The following is a 19,901-nucleotide window of genomic DNA, read 5'->3' as shown; positions in this document are numbered from 1 at the left end:
GCTGCAGGTGACCGGACTGGCGCCGGCAGTGCCCCGCACCGCGCACATTCGTTGCGGCCAGGGAGAAGGAGAAGGCCGCCGGCCGCGCGATGGCCGAAGCGGGGAGGAAAGCCCTTGGGGTTTGCGGTTGCCTGAGGGCTCAGATCCATGAGCTGAGCGCTCGTGTTGGGGAATTCGCTGTCGCGAATTGCCTGCGGCACTGGCTCGAATTCATCGGATTGCTCCTCACGGCTTGTGACCTGTGAGGGTACAGCCAGGAAACAATTTGTACAAATTCGTTACTAAAACCTAACTACTCAAACCTGAACATAACCTGACTTTGTGTTGCGTCACCAAGACAACTCGGCCGGGCCGGAACCGGCGTGTTGTCGTGCAGAGCCAGCCGCACTCCCCCTTGTTGCCCTCGGGGAGACAGTGCGAGAAGACCATGAACGCAGAATCACCGCAGAACCGAGAACGGGGAACAGGTGAGCCACTGCGGCATCGTGACCTTGCGTCAGCAGCCGTTGCCTTGCTGCGCTCCTCGGTCGTCGATCGCCATTCATCAAGGCGACCTGTCTCAGCGCCCTTGCGGAACGGGTCAGAGGTCGGTGGAATTCAACACCCGCGACCCGTTCTGCCGCCAAACCCCTGGTGACATCCCGTACTCGCGCTTGAATGCGCGATTGAAGGCGGCTTCCGACTCGTAGCCGACACCTTCGGCAATGCGCGCCAGGTTGCCTTGGTCCTTGCGCAGCATGCCGGCGGCCAGGATCATGCGCCAGCGCGCCAGGTAGTGCATGGGCGGCGCACCCACCAGCTCGGCGAAGCGGTCCGCCAGCACGCTGCGCGAGACGTGAACTTCCTGCGCCAGTTCGTCGACCGTCCAGTTGCGTGCGGGCTCGCCGTGCATCAGCGCCAGGCAGCGGCTCACGTGAGGGTCACGCAGGCCCGCTAACCAGCCAGGGTTGTTGGCGGGCATGGATTCGATGTAGCCGCGCAGCACTTCAGCGAACAGCACCTCCGCCACCTTGGCGGCCACCATCTCCGAACCCGGCGTGCGCGATGCCGCATCGCCCAGCACGTAATTGACGGACTGCTCGATCCACGGACCCGCCGGTCTGCTGCGCAGCGATGTGGTGAACAGGCGCGGAATGTTCGCCATCAGGGGATTGGGCACATCGCCTTCGTACGCGAACCAGCTGCACACCAGCACGGTGCGGTCGCCGTTGCCGCCGTAGCGGATTCGCTCCAGTTCGGGCGCCCGCGGACTCACCACATGCTCCACGTCCACCGCCGCATGGTGCAGGCCGCTGCCCAGCACATGCGAGTCGCCATGCGGCACGGCGATCACTTCGCCGGCGTACGCGCGAACCGGCTCCCCGCCATCGACCTGGGCCCAGCATTCGCCTTGCAGCACCAGGTGGCAGATGGCCAGCCGCTGCGCGCCGGGTTTGAGCAGTTGCGCGATGTCCGCGCCCTTGGGCACCTTGAAGCACCAGGGCGCATGCATGTCCCCGTTCAGGAACAGCGCGCCCTCCAGGCGGATGGTCCGCAGCACGGCCGACAAGACATCCATGGTCACCTCCCGGGCAAGCGAGGGCGGGGTTTCGGTCAATAAGTCCGGCGCAGCGGGCAATACAACGGTGCTTCGCGTCGGCACCATGGGTCTTGGTCGCTCCGACCGATTCTATCCAGACAGGAGTATCGCCATGCCCAAATTCCTCATCGAACGGCACATCCCCGGCGCCGGCAAGTTCACGCCGGCAGACCTGAAAGCCATCTCGCAGAAGTCTTGCGGCGTGCTGGGCAGCATGGGCCCCGAGATCCAGTGGGTCCACAGCTACGTGACCGACGACCGGATCTACTGCATCTACCAGGCCACCGACGAGGCGCTGGTGCGCAGGCATGCGGAGCTCGGCGGCTTTCCGGCCGACCGGGTGGACCGGGTGTACAGCGTGATCGACCCGGCCACGGCCGAGTGAAGCGAGCGCGGCGGCGAGGACGATCTGCCATCCTCCTCTGCCGCGCCCCGATTCAAGCGTTGCGCTCGGGCGATGCCGCAGACAGGGCGTCGTCCAGGCGAAGGAAGCCCCAGGACATCGGGCCGTCCTTCGCATAGTCGAGCGAAAGGCCCACCGCCACCTTGTAGGGCTGGCCCTCGTCAGCGGCACCGATCACGGCGGGGACCACGGAGTCGGGGTTGCTGTACTCGCTCAAGGTGAGCTGGGCCTTGCACTGGATGAACCACCATCCGATGTCTTCCGTCGAGATCAGGCTCCACAGCTGACGCGCCTTGGCCGCCTCCGACTTGGCTTGCATGTTCAGCTGCGGCGCGGCGCCGACCGAATCTCCGAGGGTCAGCACCAAATCGCCTTGCATGGCGGTCTGCAGGTACCACCAGCCCGGCTCCCCGGCCGCGGGAACGAACTCCCACTGCTGGTTTGCCCGTGTCATGTCGTCCACCGGCTTCTTGTCCCATAGGATCACCGGCGTCCCCGGCGCCGCGGACTGGCCACGTATGTCGAGCACCTTCCTTGTGTCCTTGTGCTGGATGTAGAAAAACTCTCCATGGCCGGGCGTGGGCGGCGGCGGTTCGTTCGCTGCGGCCGCCGCGGCAGCGCGCGCCTTCGCGATGGCCGCGGCCACGGCGCTGTTCGGGCCCAGCGGCGGGACCAGCGGAGGCGGGGCAATGGGGGTCAGCGGGCCGGTGATCTGGTGCCAGTACTTTCCGATGAGGGCGACGGCTTCATCGATGTTCACCTCGTTGCCATGGCGCTGGAGCAATTCGATCGCCTGCGCATTGGTCGAGTTTTCGGGGATGAAGCAGGGCAGCCGGGGGTTGATGTTCACATACCGGTCGCCGAGCAGCATCTTGGCCAGGCGCGGCATCGTCTCGGCGGACGTTCCGCTCAGGCACATGTCGAGCACCGGCGACGACCGCGCCTGGTTCATGAGAAAAGGCGGGGTGTTGTCGAACGGATTGTCATCGCCATCCATCCACTGTTTCGCGCCCCATTCGGCCGTGTCGCTGGCGATCCAGTCAGGCATCAGGCCCGTGCCGATCGTGATGGCCACGATCTTCTCGAGTGGCACGCCGTTGCGCACCGCCAGGCAGATGGCTGCGACCGTCGGGTCGTGGTTGAAGAAGGCGCCGTCGACGTTGCCGAGCACCGAGCCCAGCTGCCCGGGCATCGCGCCGCTGGACGATGCCGCGATCGCGATCGGCGTGTCGGCATTTCCCTGGAGGCCGTCGATCTTGTCCTGCTCGGTACCGAGCATGTTGGTGAACATGAGCGTGTCCCATGGCTTGGGAACCACACGGCCGTCGTCCCTGGTTTCCAGGCCGCCAACGTTGAACGAAACCAGCAGCACGCTGCGCGGCGCTTTCGACACGGGCGCATCGCCGTGCAGTTTGGCCTGGGAGGCGAGCACGTCCGCAATGGGATACGCGGGCTTGTCCGGCTGATCGTTCATGTCGTTGTAGAACGCGATCTCGCCTTTCGGGGAAGTGAATAGTCCGATGAGATCTCCCGGCGTCTTGCCGGCCAGCAACTCGCTCGCGATGATGGCGCCGGTGGAGCAGCCCGCGAGCATCAGCGTGTTCTTCAGCACGTGGTCATGCTTTTCGGCCAGGCGCTGGAGGATGGTCGCGGACAGAAGGCCGCGAATGCCTCCTCCCACGAATGAGAGGATGGTGAAAACAGGTTGATTCGAATCCACGAAACACTCCTTGGTTGCCCCCGAATTAGGGGAGCGGAGTGTCTGTTGGCGGATTAAATATTGTCTACAAGTGAAATCCCGCTGAATTAGAAGGACCTCATTTGAACTCTATTGGAAATAACAGGACCTGCCGGACGCACCTACCAAATTCCGTGGCAGCCAAAAGATATAAAAGGTGAATAAATTGCGCACCCTAAAAATCCCGGATTTCCATCGAATACGGCCCCACCCGATTTCAAATAGCCTTCATTCGACCTGAAGCTTGTTCGCGATTCCTGCCGGCGCAGCCCTTGTCTGCATCTCCTGCGGCGACGACGCCTGTTGCTGGCTTTGCACCGGCCCGACCAGCAAGCCCGGTCCGGATTCGCCCAGCCCCCTGCGCCCGGTGCCTCTCACGAGGTGGCGGGGCAAGTGGTGTGTTCTTCGTATCAGTTCCAGGGCCTCGCTGCGCGCTGGTTCGGACGCCGGTAGAAACATCTGCAATACGCTCATGATGTCATCCCGTGAAAGCCAGAAAAATGTGGCTGGCTCGTCTCGAATGGAGGGGAGCCTCGCGTATCCGATGCGGCCTCTGGCGCGGGTCGCAGGCGGATTATGGGCGCCGAATGCCGGTGCGGTTGCACGGCCCCTCGGGCAGTAGTGTTGCTGTGCGCCTATCTGGAAACCATAGTATTCATGCGGCCGGCGCGGCGAGTGCGCCCCCGCTTTCCGAGGCCCTGTAGGCACTCGCCCACGCGCATGAATTGATTTCTCCCGCAAGCAGCGGCCGCGAGCACAGCCAATGTCGAAACCTGCCCGGGCCACGAGACCCGGGCACCATCGGCCCGAAGGTCTTCGGCATCCATTCCACGAGAGAACGACGAATTCCGGTTCCTCCTCACGACGCCTCCGTGCGTCGTTAAGCGCTCCCTCGGGAGCGCTTTTTTTGTCGGCGCCTGTCCGTAGAGCTAGTGTGTCTCGCGGCGCAGCTGCTGCACGTCTTCATGCAGCGCCTGGGCCCAGGCGCGGCGGTCGCGCCCATGCGAGGACTGCGGCTCGCCGAAGCGCACGATGGCCAAGAGCGGCGGCGCGCGCAGCGTGTTCCAGAGCGAGGTCAGCAGGTTGTCGTCGTCGATGTAGCGCGGCGCCTGGCTGGTTTCGCCGGTGGCCGCATCGGCAAAGCGCAGTGCGGCCGGCAGCACCGGTGCATCCGACGAAATTGCCGCCTGCAGCAGGTTGGCATGAAAGGGCAGCAGCCCGCGCCCGTCGCTGGTCGTGCCCTCAGGAAATACGCCGATCAGGTCGCCGCCACGCAGCGCCTCGGTCATGTGATGCACCACGCGCAGCGCATCGCGGCGGCGTTCGCGTTCGATGTAGAGCGAGCCCGCGCCGGTGGAGAGCGTGCCGATCAGCGGCCAGTGCTTCACGCCCGCCTTCGAGACAAAGCGCACATGGCAGGCGGCGTGGATGGCCGTGATGTCGAGCCACGAGAGGTGATTGCTGATGAGCAGCACCGGCCCCTCTGCGGGCGGCGTGCCCTGCACCCTGAGCGTGATGCCCATGATCCCGAGCAGGCGCAGCGACCATTGCTGCACGCGCAGGTTGCGCTCCGCCGGCGAAAGGCCGGGAAAGGTGAAGCGGATCGTCCACCAGCCCCCCAGCGCGTGCCCCACCGCATGCAGCAGGCGCCAGCAGGCCTTCAGTGAATGGAGCATGTAGCGCGCAGCCTCTCAGCTTTCAATGCATGTTCGTGGAACACCGCGGAACCGGCTCTGCCGGGCCGCTGGTGTTGCCCCCTGCAAGGGGGTTGGCATAGCGACACGAAGTGCGCGAAGACTGGGGGTGTGCTCATTTCTAGCCGTGGACCACGCGGCCTGCAACCAGCGTGTGGCGCGCGCGCCCCTGCAGCGGATAGCCCGCGAACGGCGTGTGCTTGCCCTGGCTCTTGAGCGCTTCGGGCAGCACCTGCCATTCGAGCGCCGGATCGAAGACGCACAGGTCGGCCACGCCGCCCTCGGCCAGCCGGCCGATGCCGGTGCCTGCGTCGGCGGCCGTCAGCAGCCGCGCCGGGGCGGAAGTGATCACTTCCAGCGCGCGCACGATGCCCGCGCCGCTGCGGTCGCCCCACTGCAGCGCGAGCGGCAGCAGCAGCTCGAGCCCGGTCGCGCCGGGTTCGGCTTCGGCAAAGGGCAGCGTCTTGGCATCGGCCTCGACCGGCGTGTGGTCGGACACCAGCGCATCGATGGTGCCATCGGCCAGCGCGCCCGAGAGCGCATCGCGGTCGCCCTGCTGGCGCAGCGGCGGATTCAGGCGCGCGCGGCTGTCGAAGAAGCCGATGTCGGTGTCGGCCAGGTGCAGCGAATTGATGCTGACGTCGCAGGTGAGCGGCAGGCCCTGCGCCTTGGCCGCGCGCACCAGCGCCACGCCCGCGGCGCTGGAGATGCGGCACAGGTGCACGCGCGCACCGGTGCTCTTCATGAGCTCGACGATGGTGAAGATCGCAATGGTCTCCGCCGACACCGGCACGCCCGAGAGGCCCAGGCGCGTGGCCAGCGGGCCGCTGGCCGCCACGCCCTTGCCCAGGTCGCGGTCCTGCGGGCGCAGCCACACCGTGTAGCCGAAAGTGCTGGCGTAGAGCAGCGCGCGCTGCAGCACCTGGGTGTCTGCCAATGGCACGTCGGCCTGGCTGAAGCCGATGCAGCCGGCCTCGGTGAGTTCGGCCATCTCGGTGAGCACGCCGCCCGCGAGGCTGCGCGTGAGCGCGCCGAGCGGAAAGAGCCGGGCGCCCTGCAGCTTCTCGGCGCGGAACTTGAGCATCTCGACCAGGCCGGGCTCGTCGAGCACGGGGTCGGTGTCGGGCGGGCACACGAGGCTGGTGACGCCGCCCGCAATGGCCGCGGCCATTTCGCTTTCGAGCATGCCTTCGTGTTCGTAGCCGGGCTCGCGCAGGCGCGCGGCCAGGTCGACGAAGCCGGGCGCGACGACGCAGCCCGCGGCGTCGATGGTGCGCTCGGCCTTGAAGCCGGCCGGCGTGTTACCGATGCCGGCGATCTTGCCGTCGGCAATGGCGATGTCAGCTTTCCTGTCGGTGCCCGAGGCGGGGTCGACCACGCGGCCGTTGGTGATATGGATGTTCATGCTTCGTTACCTGCGACGATGCTCATGACCGCCATGCGGACCGCGATGCCGAAGGTGACCTGCGGGAGGATCACGCTCTGCTTTCCGTCGACCACGGCGGAGTCGATTTCCACGCCGCGGTTGATGGGCCCCGGATGCATCACGATCGCATCGGGCCTGGCCAGCTGCAGCTTCTCGGGCGTGAGGCCGTAGGTCTTGAAGAACTCCTGCGACGAGGGCAGCAGCGCACCGCTCATGCGTTCGTTCTGCAGGCGCAGCATGATGATCACGTCGCAGTCCCTGATGCCCTCTTCGAGCGTGTGGCACACGCGCACGCCCATGCCGGCCATGTCGGCGGGCACCAGCGTCTTGGGGCCGACCACGCGCACCTCGGCGCAGCCGAGCGTGGTGAGCGCATGGATGTCGGAGCGCGCCACGCGCGAGTGCAGCACGTCGCCGACGATCGCAACCGTGAGGTTCGCAAAATCCTTCTTGTAGTGGCGGATCGTGTACATGTCGAGCAGCCCCTGCGTCGGGTGCGCATGGCGGCCGTCGCCGGCATTCACCACGTGCACGTGCGGCGCCACGTGCTGCGCGATCAGGTAGGGCGCGCCCGACTCGCTGTGGCGCACCACGAACAGGTCGGCCGCCATCGCGCTCAGGTTGGCAATGGTGTCGAGCAGCGACTCGCCCTTGGTGGCCGAGGAGCGCGCGATGTCCAGGTTGATGACGTCGGCCGACAGCCGCTTGGCCGCGATCTCGAAGGTGGTGCGGGTGCGCGTCGAGTTCTCGAAGAACAGGTTGAACACGCTCTTGCCGCGCAAGAGCGGCACCTTCTTCACCTCGCGGTCGCTCACGCTCGTGAAGTTGGCGGCGGTGTCGAGGATGTGCGTGACGATGTCCTTGGGCAGGCCCTCGATCGACAGCAGGTGGATCAGTTCGCCGTTCTTGTTGAGCTGGGGATTTCGCTTATAGAGCATTACTTGTTTTCCTCCACCTTGAGGCTGAAGGCACCGTCGTCTGCACGGGCCAATGCGAGCAGCTGCGTATCCGGCAGCGTGAGCTTTGCGGCCGCGAAATCGGCCGCCACCGGCAGCTCGCGTCCGCCGCGGTCCACCAGCACCGCGAGCCGCACGCAGGCTGGGCGGCCGAAGTCGAACAGCTCGTTGAGCACTGCGCGGATGGTGCGGCCGGTGTAGAGCACGTCGTCGAGCAGCAGCACATCGGTGCCGTTCACGTCGAAGGGCAGCGCGGTCTGCGCGCTGGCCGAGAGGCCGCGGCGCGCGAAGTCGTCGCGGTGCATGGCCGACGAAATGATGCCGGGCGCGCCAGGCAGGCCCAGGTCCTTCTGCAGCCGCTCGACCAGCCAGGCGCCGCCGGAGGTGATGCCCACCAGCTTGGTGTCGGGGCGCATCAGCGTCTTCACGCCAGCCAGCAGCTTCGTGTAGAGCACTTCGGCATCGGGTATTGAACTCACGGAAGACTCCTTAGGAATTGCTCCAGGATGATGCAGGCGGAAGCGGCATCGGCATCTCGCGCACCGGAGGCCAGCGCCTCGGTGGTGCTGTAGCGCTCGTCGACCTCGAACACCTGGAGATTGAAACGGCCACGCAATTGCCGCGCGAACTTCTGCGCGCGGCGGGTGTTCTCGTGCGGGGCGCCGTCGGGGTGCCAGGGTACGCCCACCACCAGCGCATCGGGCTGCCATTCCTTGATGCGGGCCTCGACCTGCGCGAAGCGGGCATCGCCCTCGGCCTTGATGGTGGCCTGCGGGGTGGCGGCGCCGAGCAGGCGGTTGCCGCTGGCGACGCCGGTGCGCTTCAGGCCGAAGTCGAAGGCCAGGAAGCTCTGGAAGTGGGAAGGAACGGCAACGGGAGCAGCAGGGGGAACGGGAGCGCCTGGCATGGCAGCGGCCATCACGCGTGTCCCGCTTCCGGCGACAGTTTCCAGGCTTCCAGGCCCAGCAGCAGCAGCGCCCTGTCGTAGCGCTGCTCGACCGGCGTATCGAAGATCACGGCCGGGTCAGCGCTCACGGTGAGCCAGCTGTTCTCGGCCAGCTCCGATTCGAGTTGCCCCTCGCCCCAGGCCGAATAGCCGAGAGAAACCAGCACCTTGCGCGGCCCGGCGCCGGTGGCCAGCGCTTCGAGCACGTCCTTGGAGGTGGTCATTTCGAGGCCGCCGGGAATGGTCATGGTCGAGGCGTAGACCGATTCCTCGGGCTTCTCGGCATGGGTGAACACCGGCTCGTGCAGCACGAAGCCGCGCTCGGTCTGCACCGGCCCGCCCTGGAAAACGGGTGCGTCGCCGAGTTCGGGACGCGACAGGTGGAGTTCGATCTTCTCGAACAGCACCTTCAGGTTGATGTCGCTGGGCTTGTTGATCACCAGCCCGAGCGCGCCGCGCTCGCTGTGTTCGCAGAGGTAGACGACGCTGCGGTTGAAAGTTTTATCTTCCATCCCCGGCATCGCGATCAGAAAGTGATGCGTGAGGTTCATCGGGGCAGAATCGGCAGCCATATGCCGCCGATTTTACTGGCCGTCGACAAGACCTATCCCAAAGGGCTCATGTGGTTTCGCCGCGACCTGCGCGTGGACGACAACGCGGCCCTCTATCACGCGCTTCGGGCCTGCCGGCAGGTGGTGTGCGTTTTCGTGTTCGACCGGGCGATCCTGGACCCGCTGCCCCGGGTCGACCGGCGCGTGGAGTTCATCCGCGAATCGCTGGCGGAGCTCGACGAAGAACTGCGGGCGCTGAGCGGCGGGCTCATCGTGCGGCACGCCGCCGCCATCGAGGAGATCCCCGCGCTTGCGCAGGCGCTGGATGTGCAGGCCGTTTTCGCCAACCGCGACGACGAGCCCGATTCGCTGGCGCGCGACGCCCAGGTGCTGGGTGCGCTGGCCAACGCGGGCGTGAGCTTCCATACCTGCAAGGACTCCACTGTCTTCGAGCGCGACGAGGTGCTCACAAAAACAGGCCAGCCTTACACGGTGTTCACACCCTACAAGCGGGCCTGGCTCGCCAAGGTCGACGCCTTCTTTCTGAAGCCCTACCCGGTTCGCAGCCATGCCGACGCGCTGGCGCCGCCACCCGAGGCTTATAGGGCGCCGGTGCCTTCGCTCGAGGACATCGGCTTTGGCAGGAGCAATCTCTCCGAGCTCGACATTCCCACCGGCAGCCAGGGCGCCGCCGCGCTGTTCGAGGATTTTTTCCAGCGCATCGACCGCTACGACGTGGCGCGCAATTTTCCGGCGGTGCGGGGCCCGAGCTACCTGGGCGTGCACCTGCGCTTCGGCACGGTGTCGATCCGGCAGCTGGCGGGAATCGCGCACCAGCTCTTCCTGCAGGGCGATGCGGGCGCGGCCAGCTGGCTTGGCGAGCTGATCTGGCGCGAGTTCCATTTCCAGATCCTCGCGCACTTTCCGCACGTGCATTCGGGCGGCGAATCGAAGAGCTTCCGCCCCGAGTACGACAAGATCCAATGGCACCACGGCAAGCATGCCGACCAGCTGTTCGAGGCCTGGTGCCAGGGCCGCACGGGCTACCCGCTGGTGGACGCCGCCATGCTGCAGATCAACCAGAGCGGCTACATGCACAACCGCCTTCGCATGGTGGTGGCCAGCTTCCTCTGCAAGGACCTGGGGCTGGACTGGCGGCGCGGCGAGCGCTACTTTGCGCTGCACCTGAACGACTTCGAGCTGGCTTCGAACAACGGCAACTGGCAATGGGCCAGCTCCAGTGGCTGCGACGCGCAGCCCTGGTTCCGCATCTTCAACCCGGTGACGCAGAGCGAGCGCTTCGACCCGGAAGGCAAGTTCATCCGGCGCTACCTGCCGCAGCTCGCAGGGCTGTCGAATGCCGCGATCCACGCGCCCTGGATGGCCTCGCCGGTGGAACTGGAGGCCGCCGGCATCAAGCTCGGCGAGACCTACCCCAGGCCGGTGGTCGACCATGCCGAGGCGCGCGAGCAGACGCTGCGGCGCTACGCGGCGGTGCGCAGCGCGGACCAGCCTGCGCTCAGCGGCGCGTCAGCACGATCTCCGCGCCGGCGTCGGAGCGCCCCTTGAGTGTGCCCCGGCCTCATCCGCGTCATACCCCGCTCCTGATGCCCAACTGGGGCTTCATCGCCTCCCAGGCCACGCCGTTGATGCGGCGCGCGGTGTTGGCGTTGTATCGGGCGTCGGACTTGGTTCCGCGCACGACATAGACCTTGCCGTCGTACTCGCCATAGGTGCGCAGCGATCCCACGCCGCTCGGCGGATGGCCGCCGCTGAAGGCCAGCACGCGCGCCCCGCCCTCGGTGCGGATCTCTACCGTGCCGGTTTCGGCGGCCGCGCAGGTGTCGTACGCGCTGGTGACGGAATCGAAGTTGCAGGCGTAGTACTGCACCGTGCCGGCGCCGGTGAAGGCCGCACGCAAGAGGCGCGTCTGCTGTTCGTTCAGCACTCCCAGGCTGATGGTGCCCGTTCCGGCCGGAAGAGTGGCGCCCGAGGCCGGGAAGGCCGCGATCAACGCCTCCAGCGTCGTGAAGCTTGTCGTCTGGCCGGGATTGGCCAGATTGATCGAGTAGGGCTGCGCCAGGTCCACGCCGCGGCGGTAGCGCAGCTGCGAGCCGGCCGGGAAGGTGGCATCCGGGTTGGCGAACGCGACCGCTGGCACCACGCCGAAGATGCTGTTGCCGTCGGCGGCCTGCATCTCGGCCACCACCTCGGCCATCTTGCGGCCGGAGATGTCGGTGACCGCGGAATGGCCGAGGCTGCGCGAGGTGCTGCCGCAATAGTCGCTGCGGCTCGGCGTGCCAAGGGTGCTGGTGAAGGCCGCGTTCTCGTCGCAGCGCACCCAGCCGTTGGCGCCCAGCTGCACAACGCCGTAGAGCGCGTCGTGTGCGGTCGGCACGCCATTGGTCAGGCCTTCGCGCCGGTCGGTGAGCTTCAGCTTGCCGGTGGCGGAGTCGGGCACGCCATCGGTTGGATAAGTCCGCGCGGTGTAGTGGTCGGCGCGCGTGAAATCCAGCCGGGCCAGCTGGTCCGAGGCCACCGGCGTGACGGTGGCCGGATCGACCAGGCGCAACGCCACCCCGCTGTGCAGCGCATCGGCCGTGACCAGCGCGGCGGTGAAGGCGTTGTCCTCGAGCCGGCCGGCGTCGGCCACGGCCACGCCCTGGTAGTCGTACAGCTGGGCGGCCTCGGGCAGGCCCAGCTGCAGCAGCACCAGCGCCTCGGCCCGCTCGGGCGCCAGGCCCGCCGCCACGCCGGCCTGCAGCAGCGTGGTCAGCGGATTGACCTGTGCGCGGTGGCCGGCAGGCGCGCTCATGGTGAAGGGCTTGGAGAAGGCCGGTAGCGAGGGATTGCCGCCGTCCACCTGCGCCAGCAGCGGTGCGGCGGCAAGCTCGGCCGCAGCGGCTGTGTCGGCCGGCGTGTAGGCGAAGCTGTAGGCGCCGTCCTCGCCGGTCTTGTTGGCGGCCGCGGGCTCGCCTTCGTCGCAGGCGCCGTTGCGGTTGCGGTCCACGCAGACCAGCGCCCCGCTCACCGGGCCGCGCACCATCACCTTGCCGGACACGGTGACCGGCGCCGGCGATGACGGCGGGTTGGCCCCGGGCCCGGCGCCGCCCGGGCCGAACGGCGGAAAGCCGCCACCGCCACCGCCGCCACCACCACCACCGCCGCCGCCGCCACAGGCGGACAGCGCCAACAGAAGGCCTGCGCAGGCCGAGGGGACGGCCGCTTTTGTCAATCGGATGTGCATGGTTTTCTCCCTGGTTGTGTCGAATACCGAGGCCGCTCGACAAGCGAACCTTCGTTCTCAACAGTGTGGAAGGGCGGTCTGCACGGCACATCACGCAAATGCACGATGCGCGGCGGCCAGCGAGCCGCTAGGAGCTACCCCTACCCGCGTTGACACCCCGCAACGCGGGCGCGCATCATGGCAGCGGGAAAAAACCGGCAGGCCAGGGAGGCATACATGAACCGGAATCTCGCACTGCGTCGCACGCTCGATGCCATCGCGCACCTGGACGATCCGCAGCCGCCATGGACCGACCTGCTGCAGGGCATGCAGCAGCTGGTCGGCGGCGACAGCGCCACCTTCATCCTGCTGGAACGCGGCAGCGAGCTGCTGAGTTTTCAGCAGGTCAACATTTCACCGGCCACCGAGCGCGAATATGTGCAGCATTTCTGCGCGCACGACATCCTGATTCCGCCGACCCTCGGCGCGACGCCGGGAAGCTGGTTCGACACGCACGAGATGTTCTCGCCGGCCTTTCTCTCGAAGAATCTCTATTACGCCGACTTCATGTGCCGCCATGGCGCACGCCAGATGCTGGCATGTGTCGTCGACCAAGGCCCCCAGCGCCGCGGCGGCCTGACGGTGCAGCGCGGCACGGCCACGCATGCGCGCCGGCTGCTCGACAGCACGCGCATCCGCCGCGTCACCCAGGCGCTGCGCCAGGCGCTCGCGCGCCGCGATGCACGCGCCCAGTTGTGGCTCGGTGGCGCCGAATCGGCATTCGACGCTTTCGGCGAGGCGGTCTTGCTGGTGACGCCCACGGGCACCCGTGCTGCGCGCATCGGCCAGGGCGCAGGAATTCTTCGGCACGGGCCGCTCGCTGCGCCTGCGCGGCCAGCGGCTCTGGCATCCGGATGCGCAGGTGCAGCAGGCGCTGGCAGCCGGCCTGCGTCTGGCGGCGCAATCGCGCGAGCGGGTGTGCCTGCCCATTCGCGGTGGACCGGTGGGACGGCAAGAACTGGAGCTGGCACGCGCCGCGCCGCAGCTGAGCCTGGGCGAGGAGGTGCTGGTGCTGGCACGCATCCGCCTCGGGCGTTCGCAGGCGGCGCCCTCGATCGACAGCCTCTGCAGCGCCTTCGGCATCACCCCTGCCGAGGCGCGCGTGCTGGCCGCGCTCATCGCGGGCCAGTCGCCCAAGCAGCATGCCGGCGCGCAGGGCGTGTCGGTGCACACGGTGCGCAGCCAGCTCGGCTCGCTGATGGCCAAGATGGGCTGCACGCGGCAGGTCGACCTGGTGCGCAAGGCGCTGCTCGCGCCGTAGGCTTCAAGACGCCGGCCGCTCGCTACCCCGGCTCAGGCCGCCGCCAGCGCGGCGGGCTCGCTGGTGTAGCTGCGCACCAGGCGCAGCAGTTCTTCTTCCGAGTATGGCTTGCCGAGGTAGTGGTTCACGCCCAGCGTGCGCGCGTAGTCGCGGTGCTTCTCGGCGATGCGCGAGGTGATCATGATGATCGGGAGGCCCGCCATCGAGTCGTCCGCGCGGATGTTGCGCGCCAGGTCGAAGCCGTCCATGCGCGGCATCTCGATGTCCGACAGCACCACCGCCGGGCGCTCCTGCTGCAGGCGTTCGAGCGCCTGCAGGCCGTCGGCCGCGAGCGACACGCGATAGCCTTCGCGCTGCAGCAGGCGCTGCGTCACGCGGCGCACGGTGATGGAGTCGTCGACCACCAGCACCAGCGGCACCTGCGGCGCCACGGGGGCCAGCATCGGCAACGGCTCCCGCGGCGCGCCCTGGTCGGCGCCGGCGACATGCGCCGGTGCCACCAGCGCGGCGGCCTGGCGCTCGCGCGCCTGGTCGCCATGCACCGCAGCCACGGCCACCGGGTTGTAGATGAGCGCCACCGCGCCCGAAGCCAGCACCGAGATGCCCGCCAGGCCCGGCAGCCGAGCCAGCTGCGGCCCGAGGTTCTTGACCACGACTTCCTGGTTGCCCAGCACTTCGTCCACGTGCAGGGCCACCCGCTGCGCCGCGCTGCGCACGATCACGACGGTGTTGTTCCTGCTCGTGGCATGCTCGCTGCGCGCGGAGGCCTGCAGCAATGCGCCGGCCCAGTAGAACGGCACCTGCTCGCTGCCGAACGGATGGCTGTTGTGCAGGTAGGCGGCTTCGAGCTCGGTGCTGCTCACGCGCTGCACCAGCTCGACCAGGTTCGACGGCACGCCGATCGACACCTCGCCGGCGCGCAGCATCACCACGTGCGTCACCGCGGTGGTGAGCGGCAGCACCAGCTTGAAGGTGGTGCCCTGGCCTGCAGCGCTGTGCGTCTCGATGCGGCCGCCGAGCGCCGCGATCTGCGCGCGCACCACGTCCATGCCGATGCCGCGGCCGGCCAGCTCGGACACCTGTCCGGCGGTCGAGAAGCCGGGCTTGAAGATCAGCTCGGTGGCTTCCTCGGGCGTCAGTTCCTGGCCGGGCGCGAGCAGACCGAGCGTGCGGGCGCGCTCGGCGATGCGGCCGTGGTCGAGGCCCGCGCCGTCGTCGCGGAAGCTCACCGAGACGTCGTTGCCCTCGTGGTGCAGGTCGATCACGATCAGGCCGTTGGCGTCCTTGCCGGCTTTTTCACGCGCGGCCGGGTCCTCGATGCCGTGCGCCACGCAATTGCGCAGCAGGTGCTCGAAGGCGGGCGTCATGCGGTCGAGCACGCCGCGGTCCATTTCGATGGAGCCGCCGATGATGTCCAGGCGCACCTGCTTGCCGGTGTCTTTCGATGCCTGGCGCACCACGCGGTAGAGGCGGTCGGAAATGCCCTCGAACTCCACCATGCGCGTGCGCAGCAGGCCGCGCTGCAGTTCGCGCGTCTGGCGCGCCTGCACGCTGAGATCGTCTTCCGTGGCCTGCACCGTCTTTTGCAGCGTGCGTTGCACGGTGGCCACGTCGTTCACCGACTCGGCCATCATGCGCGTGAGTTCCTGCACGCGGGTGAAGCGGTCGAATTCGAGCGGGTCGAAGCTCTGCTGCGAATCCTTGGCTTGCGCCAGGCGCGATTGCATCTGGCTTTCGGCCTGCACCTCGATGTCGCGCAACTGCTGGCGCAGGCGGTCGAGATTGCCCGTGAGGTCGGAGAGCGAGCCGCGCAGCTGGCCTAGCTCGGCCTCGAGGCGCGAGCGCGTGATGATGACCTCGCCGGTCTGCGCCACCAGGCGGTCGAGCAGTTGGGTGCGGATGCGCACGGCCTGGCTCGACACCGCACGCAGCGGCACCAGCAGCGCGGGGGCGGGCCGCGGCAGCAGCGATGGCGCGGCGGCGGCTTCCGCTGCCGGGCTGGCGTCCTCCTCGCCGGCGGCCAGTGTCTCGTCGTTGGCGGACACGCCCGACTCGGCAGGAACCTGCACCAGCTGGACGCCAGGCGAGGTCACCGATGCCGTCGCCACCAGCTGGGCCACTTCGGCCTGCGTGGCATCGTCGGCGGCGCGCAGGGCGTCGAAGGTGGCCTGCAACGCATCGAGGCGCGTGAGCAGCTTTTCGATTTCGACCCGGTCGGCGCCGCCCTGGGTGCCCAGCACTTCGATCTCGGACTCCATGCGGTGCGCGCGCTCGCCAAGGCGCATGGCGCCGGCCAGCCGGGCGCTGCCCTTGAGCGTGTGCAGCGTGCGCAGCACCGAGGCGCGGGGCGCGCTGTCGTCGGGGTGGTGCGCCCACTGGCGCAGCGCCTCGCCCAGCTGGGGCAGCAGCTCCGCCGCCTCTTCCTCGAAGATCGGGAACAGGTCGACGTCGACCGCATCGACCATGTCGATTGCGTCTTCGGAATCGTCCAGCGCCACGTCGGCCACGCTGCCCTGCGCCACCAGGTGCTGGAGCGGCCGGGTTTCAATGCGCGCGGCGGCTTCGGCCGGCATGGGCGCGGCGGCGATGTCGCGCAGCGCCTGCAGCGTGCCTTCGGACGGCTCGCGCAGGAAACCGACCGCAAACTGGTGCAGCAGGCGGCGCAACTCGTCGGCTGCGGCCACCAGCACCACGCCCTGCTCGCGCGAGCCGCTGCCCTGCATCTGCAGATGCTGCAGCGCGGCTTCGAGCAGGCGGGCCATGCCCGACAGGCTGTGGAAGCCCACGGTGGCGGAACTGCCGGCCAGCGAATGCGCCAGGGCAATGGCCGAGTCGGACAGCCGCTCGTGCGATTCGAGCGCCCACTCGCCCACTTCGGTGGCGAGCTGCCTGGACCACTCGTCGGCCTCGTTCAGGTAGACGTTGTAGAGCGCAATGCCGATGCGCAGCGGCCCGATGACCTTGACCTGGTCTTCGGCACCGGAGGCAGCGGCTGCTTCGGTGGTTTCTTCGGCGGCGAGGGGCGCGGGCGCGGGCTCCACAGCCGCGGGCGGTGCTTCGTCAGCCGCGGATTCTTCAGCCTCCAGCAGCAAGGCCGGGGCGGCCACGGGTTCTTCTGCCGGCACCGCAGCGGGCTCTTCCGCGGGCACTGGTGCCGGTTCCTCGGCAAGCGTCACGGGCTCGTCCGCGCTCGCCGGCACGACTTCGGTCGTCCAGTCGAGGTCGGGCAGCCCGTCCAGGGTCGGCGATTCGGGCGTGGCGATTTCGGGCGTGGACTCGCCGGCGGGTTCTGCCGTGAATCGAGCGATGGATTGGACCGGCGGCTGGGCCTTTGCGGGCGCCAGGAAATCGAAATCAGCGCTGTCGGCCAGGGTCTCCAGCGGTTCGGCGGCCGGCGTCGGCCTGGATTCGAAGTCGAGGAAATCGGTCGATGCGAAGTCGTCGTCGGCTTCGGGCTTTGCAGCTTCCGCCGGCAGCTGGGACGGCAGTTCCAGCTCTGCGGCGGGAGCTGCCGCCACCGGCGCCGCGGGCGCGAACGACAGGTCTGGCAACTCCGGCAGTGCGGGGAGTTCCGGCATCGGCGCGGGAGCGGCCGGCGGCGGCTCCGCGGCAATGTGGCGCGCGGCCACGGCCAGGGCGTCGGCATCGGCCACCCACGCCACAGCGGTGGGCACGGGTTCGCCCGCCAGCAGGGCATTGGCCACGCGGCTGAAATGCGCCGACTGCCAGCCGTGCCGGGCGCCGGAGGCAATGGCCTCGACCCACTGGCTGAACTCCTCGAGCGCCTTGCCGGTGCCGGTGAGCAGGTCGGGCGTGGCGGCGCGCTGGTCGGCCAGCCAGGTGTTGAGCACCTGCTCGAAGGACCAGGCGGCGTCGCCGAAGTCGGTCAGGCCGACCATGCGCGAGCTGCCCTTGAGGGTGTGGAACGCGCGCCGCAGGATGGTGAGTTCCTCGGTGTCGCCGGGGTGGCTGCCGAGTTCGTCGATGGCGGCCAGGCCGTTCTGCACCACTTCGCGGGCTTCGTCCAGGAAGATGTTCTGCAGGTCGTCTTCTTCGAGCTCGGTCACCTCGGTATCGGGCAGGGCCGCGGGACCGGCGATCTTGTGGGTCCAGCTGTCGGCCTTGCGGCTGAATTCCTCGATGGGCGAGACCTTCGCCTTGCGGTTGGGCGTGGCGAGCGCGGCGAGCTTGGAGGCGATCTGGGCGTCGACCTCCTCGATGCTGAGCACTGCTTCGGCGGCTGCGGGCGCGGCGCCCGGGGCCGCGGCATCCGCAGCGGCGCCATCGGCGGCCTGGCGGCCCATCAGCGGCTTGAGTTCGCCGGCATCGGCATCGAACACGAACAGGCGCTTGGCCAGCGCCGGCTGGTAGCCCAGCATGTCGATCAGGAAGCCGAGCGCGCCCAGGTTGTTGCCGAGCGCGTCGAAGCTGTGCATCTCCTCGACCGGCGATGCGTTGCCCACCAGCATCTGTTCGACGTCGTCGCGCATGCGCTGCACGGTGCTGGCGGCCTGGTCGAGCCCCAGCACGGAGAACACGCCGCGCATCTGCAGCAGCTGGCTCGGCACGGTGCGCAGCAGGCCCTTCTCGGCGGGCCGGCGGAAATACTGGTCGAGCGATTTCTCGAGCTCGCTCAGGTGGCTGCGCAGCTCGTCGACCACGGTGCCCATGGTCTGGCGATCGCTCACGCGGCGGTACAGGTCCTCCATCCAGGGCTCGAGCGGCTCCGAATGCCCGCCCGCGCGCACGCGCTCGATGCGGCCGGCCAGCTGCAGGGTGCGGGAGGTGAGCTGCGGATCGCTCGGGTCCAGGTCTTCGAGCGCGGCTTCCAGGTAGAGCACCGAGGTGGCGACTTCCATCGCCAGCTCGGTATCGGGCGCCTGGCCGGAGCGCACGGAAGCATCGACCGCATGCGTGAGCGCCTCCACCATCGGCAGGATGGGCGGATGCAGCTTCTGCAGCGACTCGCCCAGCTGCGCGAAGGTGTCGGCCACCTGGCGCGTGCGGGTGATGTCGCCGCCCGAAAGGGCCGACCACATTTCCTTGGCGGTTTCGATGCGCTTGCGCGCCTGCGCCAGCACCAGCGGGTCGTAGCGGCCGAACTGCTCGACCGTGTAGTCGACCTGCCGCTCGCCGGCCACGGCCCAGGCGGCGCGCACGGTGCGCAGGGTGGCGGCTTCGTCCTGCGCGCCGGGCGCGGCCTGGGCGCAGAAGAACAGCAGGTCCTGGCCCAGGCGGTCGGACACCGCGCTGTCGCCGCGCGCCAAGGTGGCGTACTGCAGCAGCACGCGCGAAGCGGCGCGCTTCACGTAGGAATCGGCGGGAATCAGCGACAGCGCCAGGGCCTCGAAGAAGCCCGCGGCCAGGGTCCAGAAGCTGGCGACGCGGGGCAGCAGCGCACCGCGCCCGAGCCCCAGGCACAGCGCCTGCAGCCGCTGGGCGGCCTGCGGATCGCCGGTCTTGACCAGTTGCAGCACCTCGCGGTCGAGCCGCGAACGCACGGCCGGGTCATAGGACACGGCGGCCTGCGTCAGCGCGGGGCGCACTTCGACCCAGCGCCAGGCAATGCTCCACAGATCCGCCGGATGAACGCGCTCGTTGCCGACCAGTTCGAGCACGTCGCGGTATTGCGGGAACAGCGCGACCGACGACACGGCCTTGCCGGCCAGGAGCGCGTTGAGGAAATCGGTGACGGCAAAGCCGGCGCGCTCGATCTTCGAGACGGCGCTGTCGGTGCAGCGCTGCGGCTCGGCAATGAAGCCCTGCACCGCGAATTCGATGGCGCCGAGCACCAGCGCGGGCGCGTTGTTGCCCACCATCTGCAGCGCACCGACCGATTGGTGCAACTGCTGGCGGGCCACTTGCAGCGGCCCGGTTTCGAGTTCCGATGCATTGCCCACGTCGCGCACGAAGCGCCGCAGCGACTTGCCGACGCTGTCGAGGGATTTCTGGATTTCTCCCAGAACCCAGGCCAGCGGCCCAAGGTCTTCGGTGGCCGGCACGTTGCCAGCGAGGGGGGCCGTGGCAGGGGTTTGAGTCGACACGTTGAATGCTCGCCGTT

15 protein-coding genes are annotated in these 19,901 nt (G+C 68.3%); 3 read left to right on the top strand and 12 right to left on the bottom strand.

What is annotated here, in order from left to right:
• Positions 1 to 580: 580 nt before the first annotated feature.
• Complete coding sequence (locus QFZ47_RS16705) at positions 581 to 1,558, bottom strand: AraC family transcriptional regulator (RefSeq protein ID WP_307656683.1); 978 nt, start codon at positions 1,556 to 1,558, stop codon at positions 581 to 583.
• Positions 1,559 to 1,691: 133 nt separating this feature from the next.
• Between QFZ47_RS16705 and QFZ47_RS16700 the strand changes: the two genes are divergently transcribed.
• A complete protein-coding gene (locus QFZ47_RS16700; protein ID WP_307656682.1) occupies positions 1,692 to 1,964 on the top strand; it encodes a DUF4242 domain-containing protein in 273 nt (90 codons plus the stop codon).
• A 52-nt stretch (positions 1,965 to 2,016) separates the two neighbouring features.
• Here QFZ47_RS16700 and QFZ47_RS16695 read toward each other — a convergent pair whose 3' ends face one another.
• The 8 genes from QFZ47_RS16695 to QFZ47_RS16660 form a co-directional block, all read right to left on the bottom strand.
• Positions 2,017 to 3,702 carry a patatin-like phospholipase family protein gene (locus QFZ47_RS16695; protein ID WP_307656681.1) on the bottom strand — a complete coding sequence of 562 codons (1,686 nt, stop codon included), beginning with the start codon at positions 3,700 to 3,702 and terminating at the stop codon, positions 2,017 to 2,019.
• A gap of 246 nt (positions 3,703 to 3,948) precedes the next feature.
• Positions 3,949 to 4,194: a hypothetical protein gene (locus tag QFZ47_RS16690; protein WP_307656680.1), complete on the bottom strand. Its 246-nt coding sequence runs from the start codon at positions 4,192 to 4,194 to the stop codon at positions 3,949 to 3,951.
• A gap of 455 nt (positions 4,195 to 4,649) precedes the next feature.
• Complete coding sequence (locus tag QFZ47_RS16685) at positions 4,650 to 5,396, bottom strand: lysophospholipid acyltransferase family protein (protein ID WP_307656679.1); 747 nt, start codon at positions 5,394 to 5,396, stop codon at positions 4,650 to 4,652.
• Positions 5,397 to 5,535: 139 nt separating this feature from the next.
• Positions 5,536 to 6,819, bottom strand: coding sequence for a dihydroorotase (locus QFZ47_RS16680; protein ID WP_307656678.1), 1,284 nt, complete (start codon positions 6,817 to 6,819; stop codon positions 5,536 to 5,538).
• Positions 6,816 to 7,778: an aspartate carbamoyltransferase catalytic subunit gene (locus tag QFZ47_RS16675; RefSeq protein WP_307656677.1), complete on the bottom strand. Its 963-nt coding sequence runs from the start codon at positions 7,776 to 7,778 to the stop codon at positions 6,816 to 6,818. The genes QFZ47_RS16680 and QFZ47_RS16675 overlap by 4 nt, the downstream gene beginning before the upstream one ends.
• Positions 7,778 to 8,275, bottom strand: a complete 498-nt coding sequence (pyrR, locus tag QFZ47_RS16670) for a bifunctional pyr operon transcriptional regulator/uracil phosphoribosyltransferase PyrR (RefSeq protein ID WP_307656676.1) — start codon at positions 8,273 to 8,275, stop codon at positions 7,778 to 7,780. Before pyrR ends, QFZ47_RS16675 begins: the two co-directional genes overlap by 1 nt.
• On the bottom strand, positions 8,272 to 8,703 hold the full coding sequence (gene ruvX / locus QFZ47_RS16665; RefSeq protein ID WP_370880584.1) for a Holliday junction resolvase RuvX: 432 nt from the start codon (positions 8,701 to 8,703) through the stop codon (positions 8,272 to 8,274). The genes pyrR and ruvX overlap by 4 nt, the downstream gene beginning before the upstream one ends.
• A gap of 11 nt (positions 8,704 to 8,714) precedes the next feature.
• A complete protein-coding gene (locus QFZ47_RS16660; RefSeq protein WP_307656674.1) occupies positions 8,715 to 9,314 on the bottom strand; it encodes a YqgE/AlgH family protein in 600 nt (199 codons plus the stop codon).
• Between QFZ47_RS16660 and QFZ47_RS16655 the strand changes: the two genes are divergently transcribed.
• Positions 9,315 to 10,862, top strand: a complete 1,548-nt coding sequence (locus tag QFZ47_RS16655) for a cryptochrome/photolyase family protein (RefSeq protein ID WP_307656673.1) — start codon at positions 9,315 to 9,317, stop codon at positions 10,860 to 10,862.
• Between the two features lie 22 nt (positions 10,863 to 10,884).
• Here the strand turns inward: QFZ47_RS16655 and QFZ47_RS16650 are convergent, their stop codons facing one another.
• Complete coding sequence (locus QFZ47_RS16650) at positions 10,885 to 12,540, bottom strand: hypothetical protein (protein ID WP_307656671.1); 1,656 nt, start codon at positions 12,538 to 12,540, stop codon at positions 10,885 to 10,887.
• 393 nt (positions 12,541 to 12,933) lie between these two features.
• Positions 12,934 to 13,389 (bottom strand): hypothetical protein, encoded by a 456-nt coding sequence (locus QFZ47_RS16645; RefSeq protein WP_307656670.1) that lies wholly within the window; start codon positions 13,387 to 13,389, stop codon positions 12,934 to 12,936.
• Here QFZ47_RS16645 and QFZ47_RS16640 point away from each other — a divergent pair.
• Positions 13,349 to 13,840: a helix-turn-helix transcriptional regulator gene (locus QFZ47_RS16640; RefSeq protein WP_307656669.1), complete on the top strand. Its 492-nt coding sequence runs from the start codon at positions 13,349 to 13,351 to the stop codon at positions 13,838 to 13,840. The genes QFZ47_RS16645 and QFZ47_RS16640 overlap by 41 nt on opposite strands.
• A gap of 32 nt (positions 13,841 to 13,872) precedes the next feature.
• On the opposite strand, the gene QFZ47_RS16635 is transcribed toward QFZ47_RS16640, so the two are convergent.
• Entirely contained in the window at positions 13,873 to 19,884 is a 6,012-nt protein-coding gene (locus tag QFZ47_RS16635; RefSeq protein ID WP_307656668.1) for a hybrid sensor histidine kinase/response regulator, read from the bottom strand.
• Positions 19,885 to 19,901 lie beyond the last annotated feature (17 nt).

The organism is Variovorax paradoxus (assembly GCF_030815975.1).
Lineage (GTDB): Bacteria > Pseudomonadota > Gammaproteobacteria > Burkholderiales > Burkholderiaceae_C > Variovorax > Variovorax paradoxus_N.
This window is presented reverse-complemented; position numbering and strand designations above follow the sequence as displayed.

What these genes read in the sequence shown, in the direction of transcription:
- QFZ47_RS16705 (WP_307656683.1), bottom strand. Translation starts at nt 1,558, where the DNA reads ATGGATGTCTTGTCGGCCGTGCTGCGGACCATCCGCCTGGAGGGCGCG.
- QFZ47_RS16700 (WP_307656682.1), top strand. Translation starts at nt 1,692, where the DNA reads ATGCCCAAATTCCTCATCGAACGGCACATCCCCGGCGCCGGCAAGTTC.
- QFZ47_RS16690 (WP_307656680.1), bottom strand. Translation starts at nt 4,194, where the DNA reads ATGAGCGTATTGCAGATGTTTCTACCGGCGTCCGAACCAGCGCGCAGC.
- QFZ47_RS16685 (WP_307656679.1), bottom strand. Translation starts at nt 5,396, where the DNA reads ATGCTCCATTCACTGAAGGCCTGCTGGCGCCTGCTGCATGCGGTGGGG.
- QFZ47_RS16680 (WP_307656678.1), bottom strand. Translation starts at nt 6,819, where the DNA reads ATGAACATCCATATCACCAACGGCCGCGTGGTCGACCCCGCCTCGGGC.
- QFZ47_RS16675 (WP_307656677.1), bottom strand. Translation starts at nt 7,778, where the DNA reads ATGCTCTATAAGCGAAATCCCCAGCTCAACAAGAACGGCGAACTGATC.
- ruvX (WP_370880584.1), bottom strand. Translation starts at nt 8,703, where the DNA reads ATGCCAGGCGCTCCCGTTCCCCCTGCTGCTCCCGTTGCCGTTCCTTCC.
- QFZ47_RS16660 (WP_307656674.1), bottom strand. Translation starts at nt 9,314, where the DNA reads ATGGCTGCCGATTCTGCCCCGATGAACCTCACGCATCACTTTCTGATC.
- QFZ47_RS16655 (WP_307656673.1), top strand. Translation starts at nt 9,315, where the DNA reads ATGCCGCCGATTTTACTGGCCGTCGACAAGACCTATCCCAAAGGGCTC.
- QFZ47_RS16650 (WP_307656671.1), bottom strand. Translation starts at nt 12,540, where the DNA reads ATGCACATCCGATTGACAAAAGCGGCCGTCCCCTCGGCCTGCGCAGGC.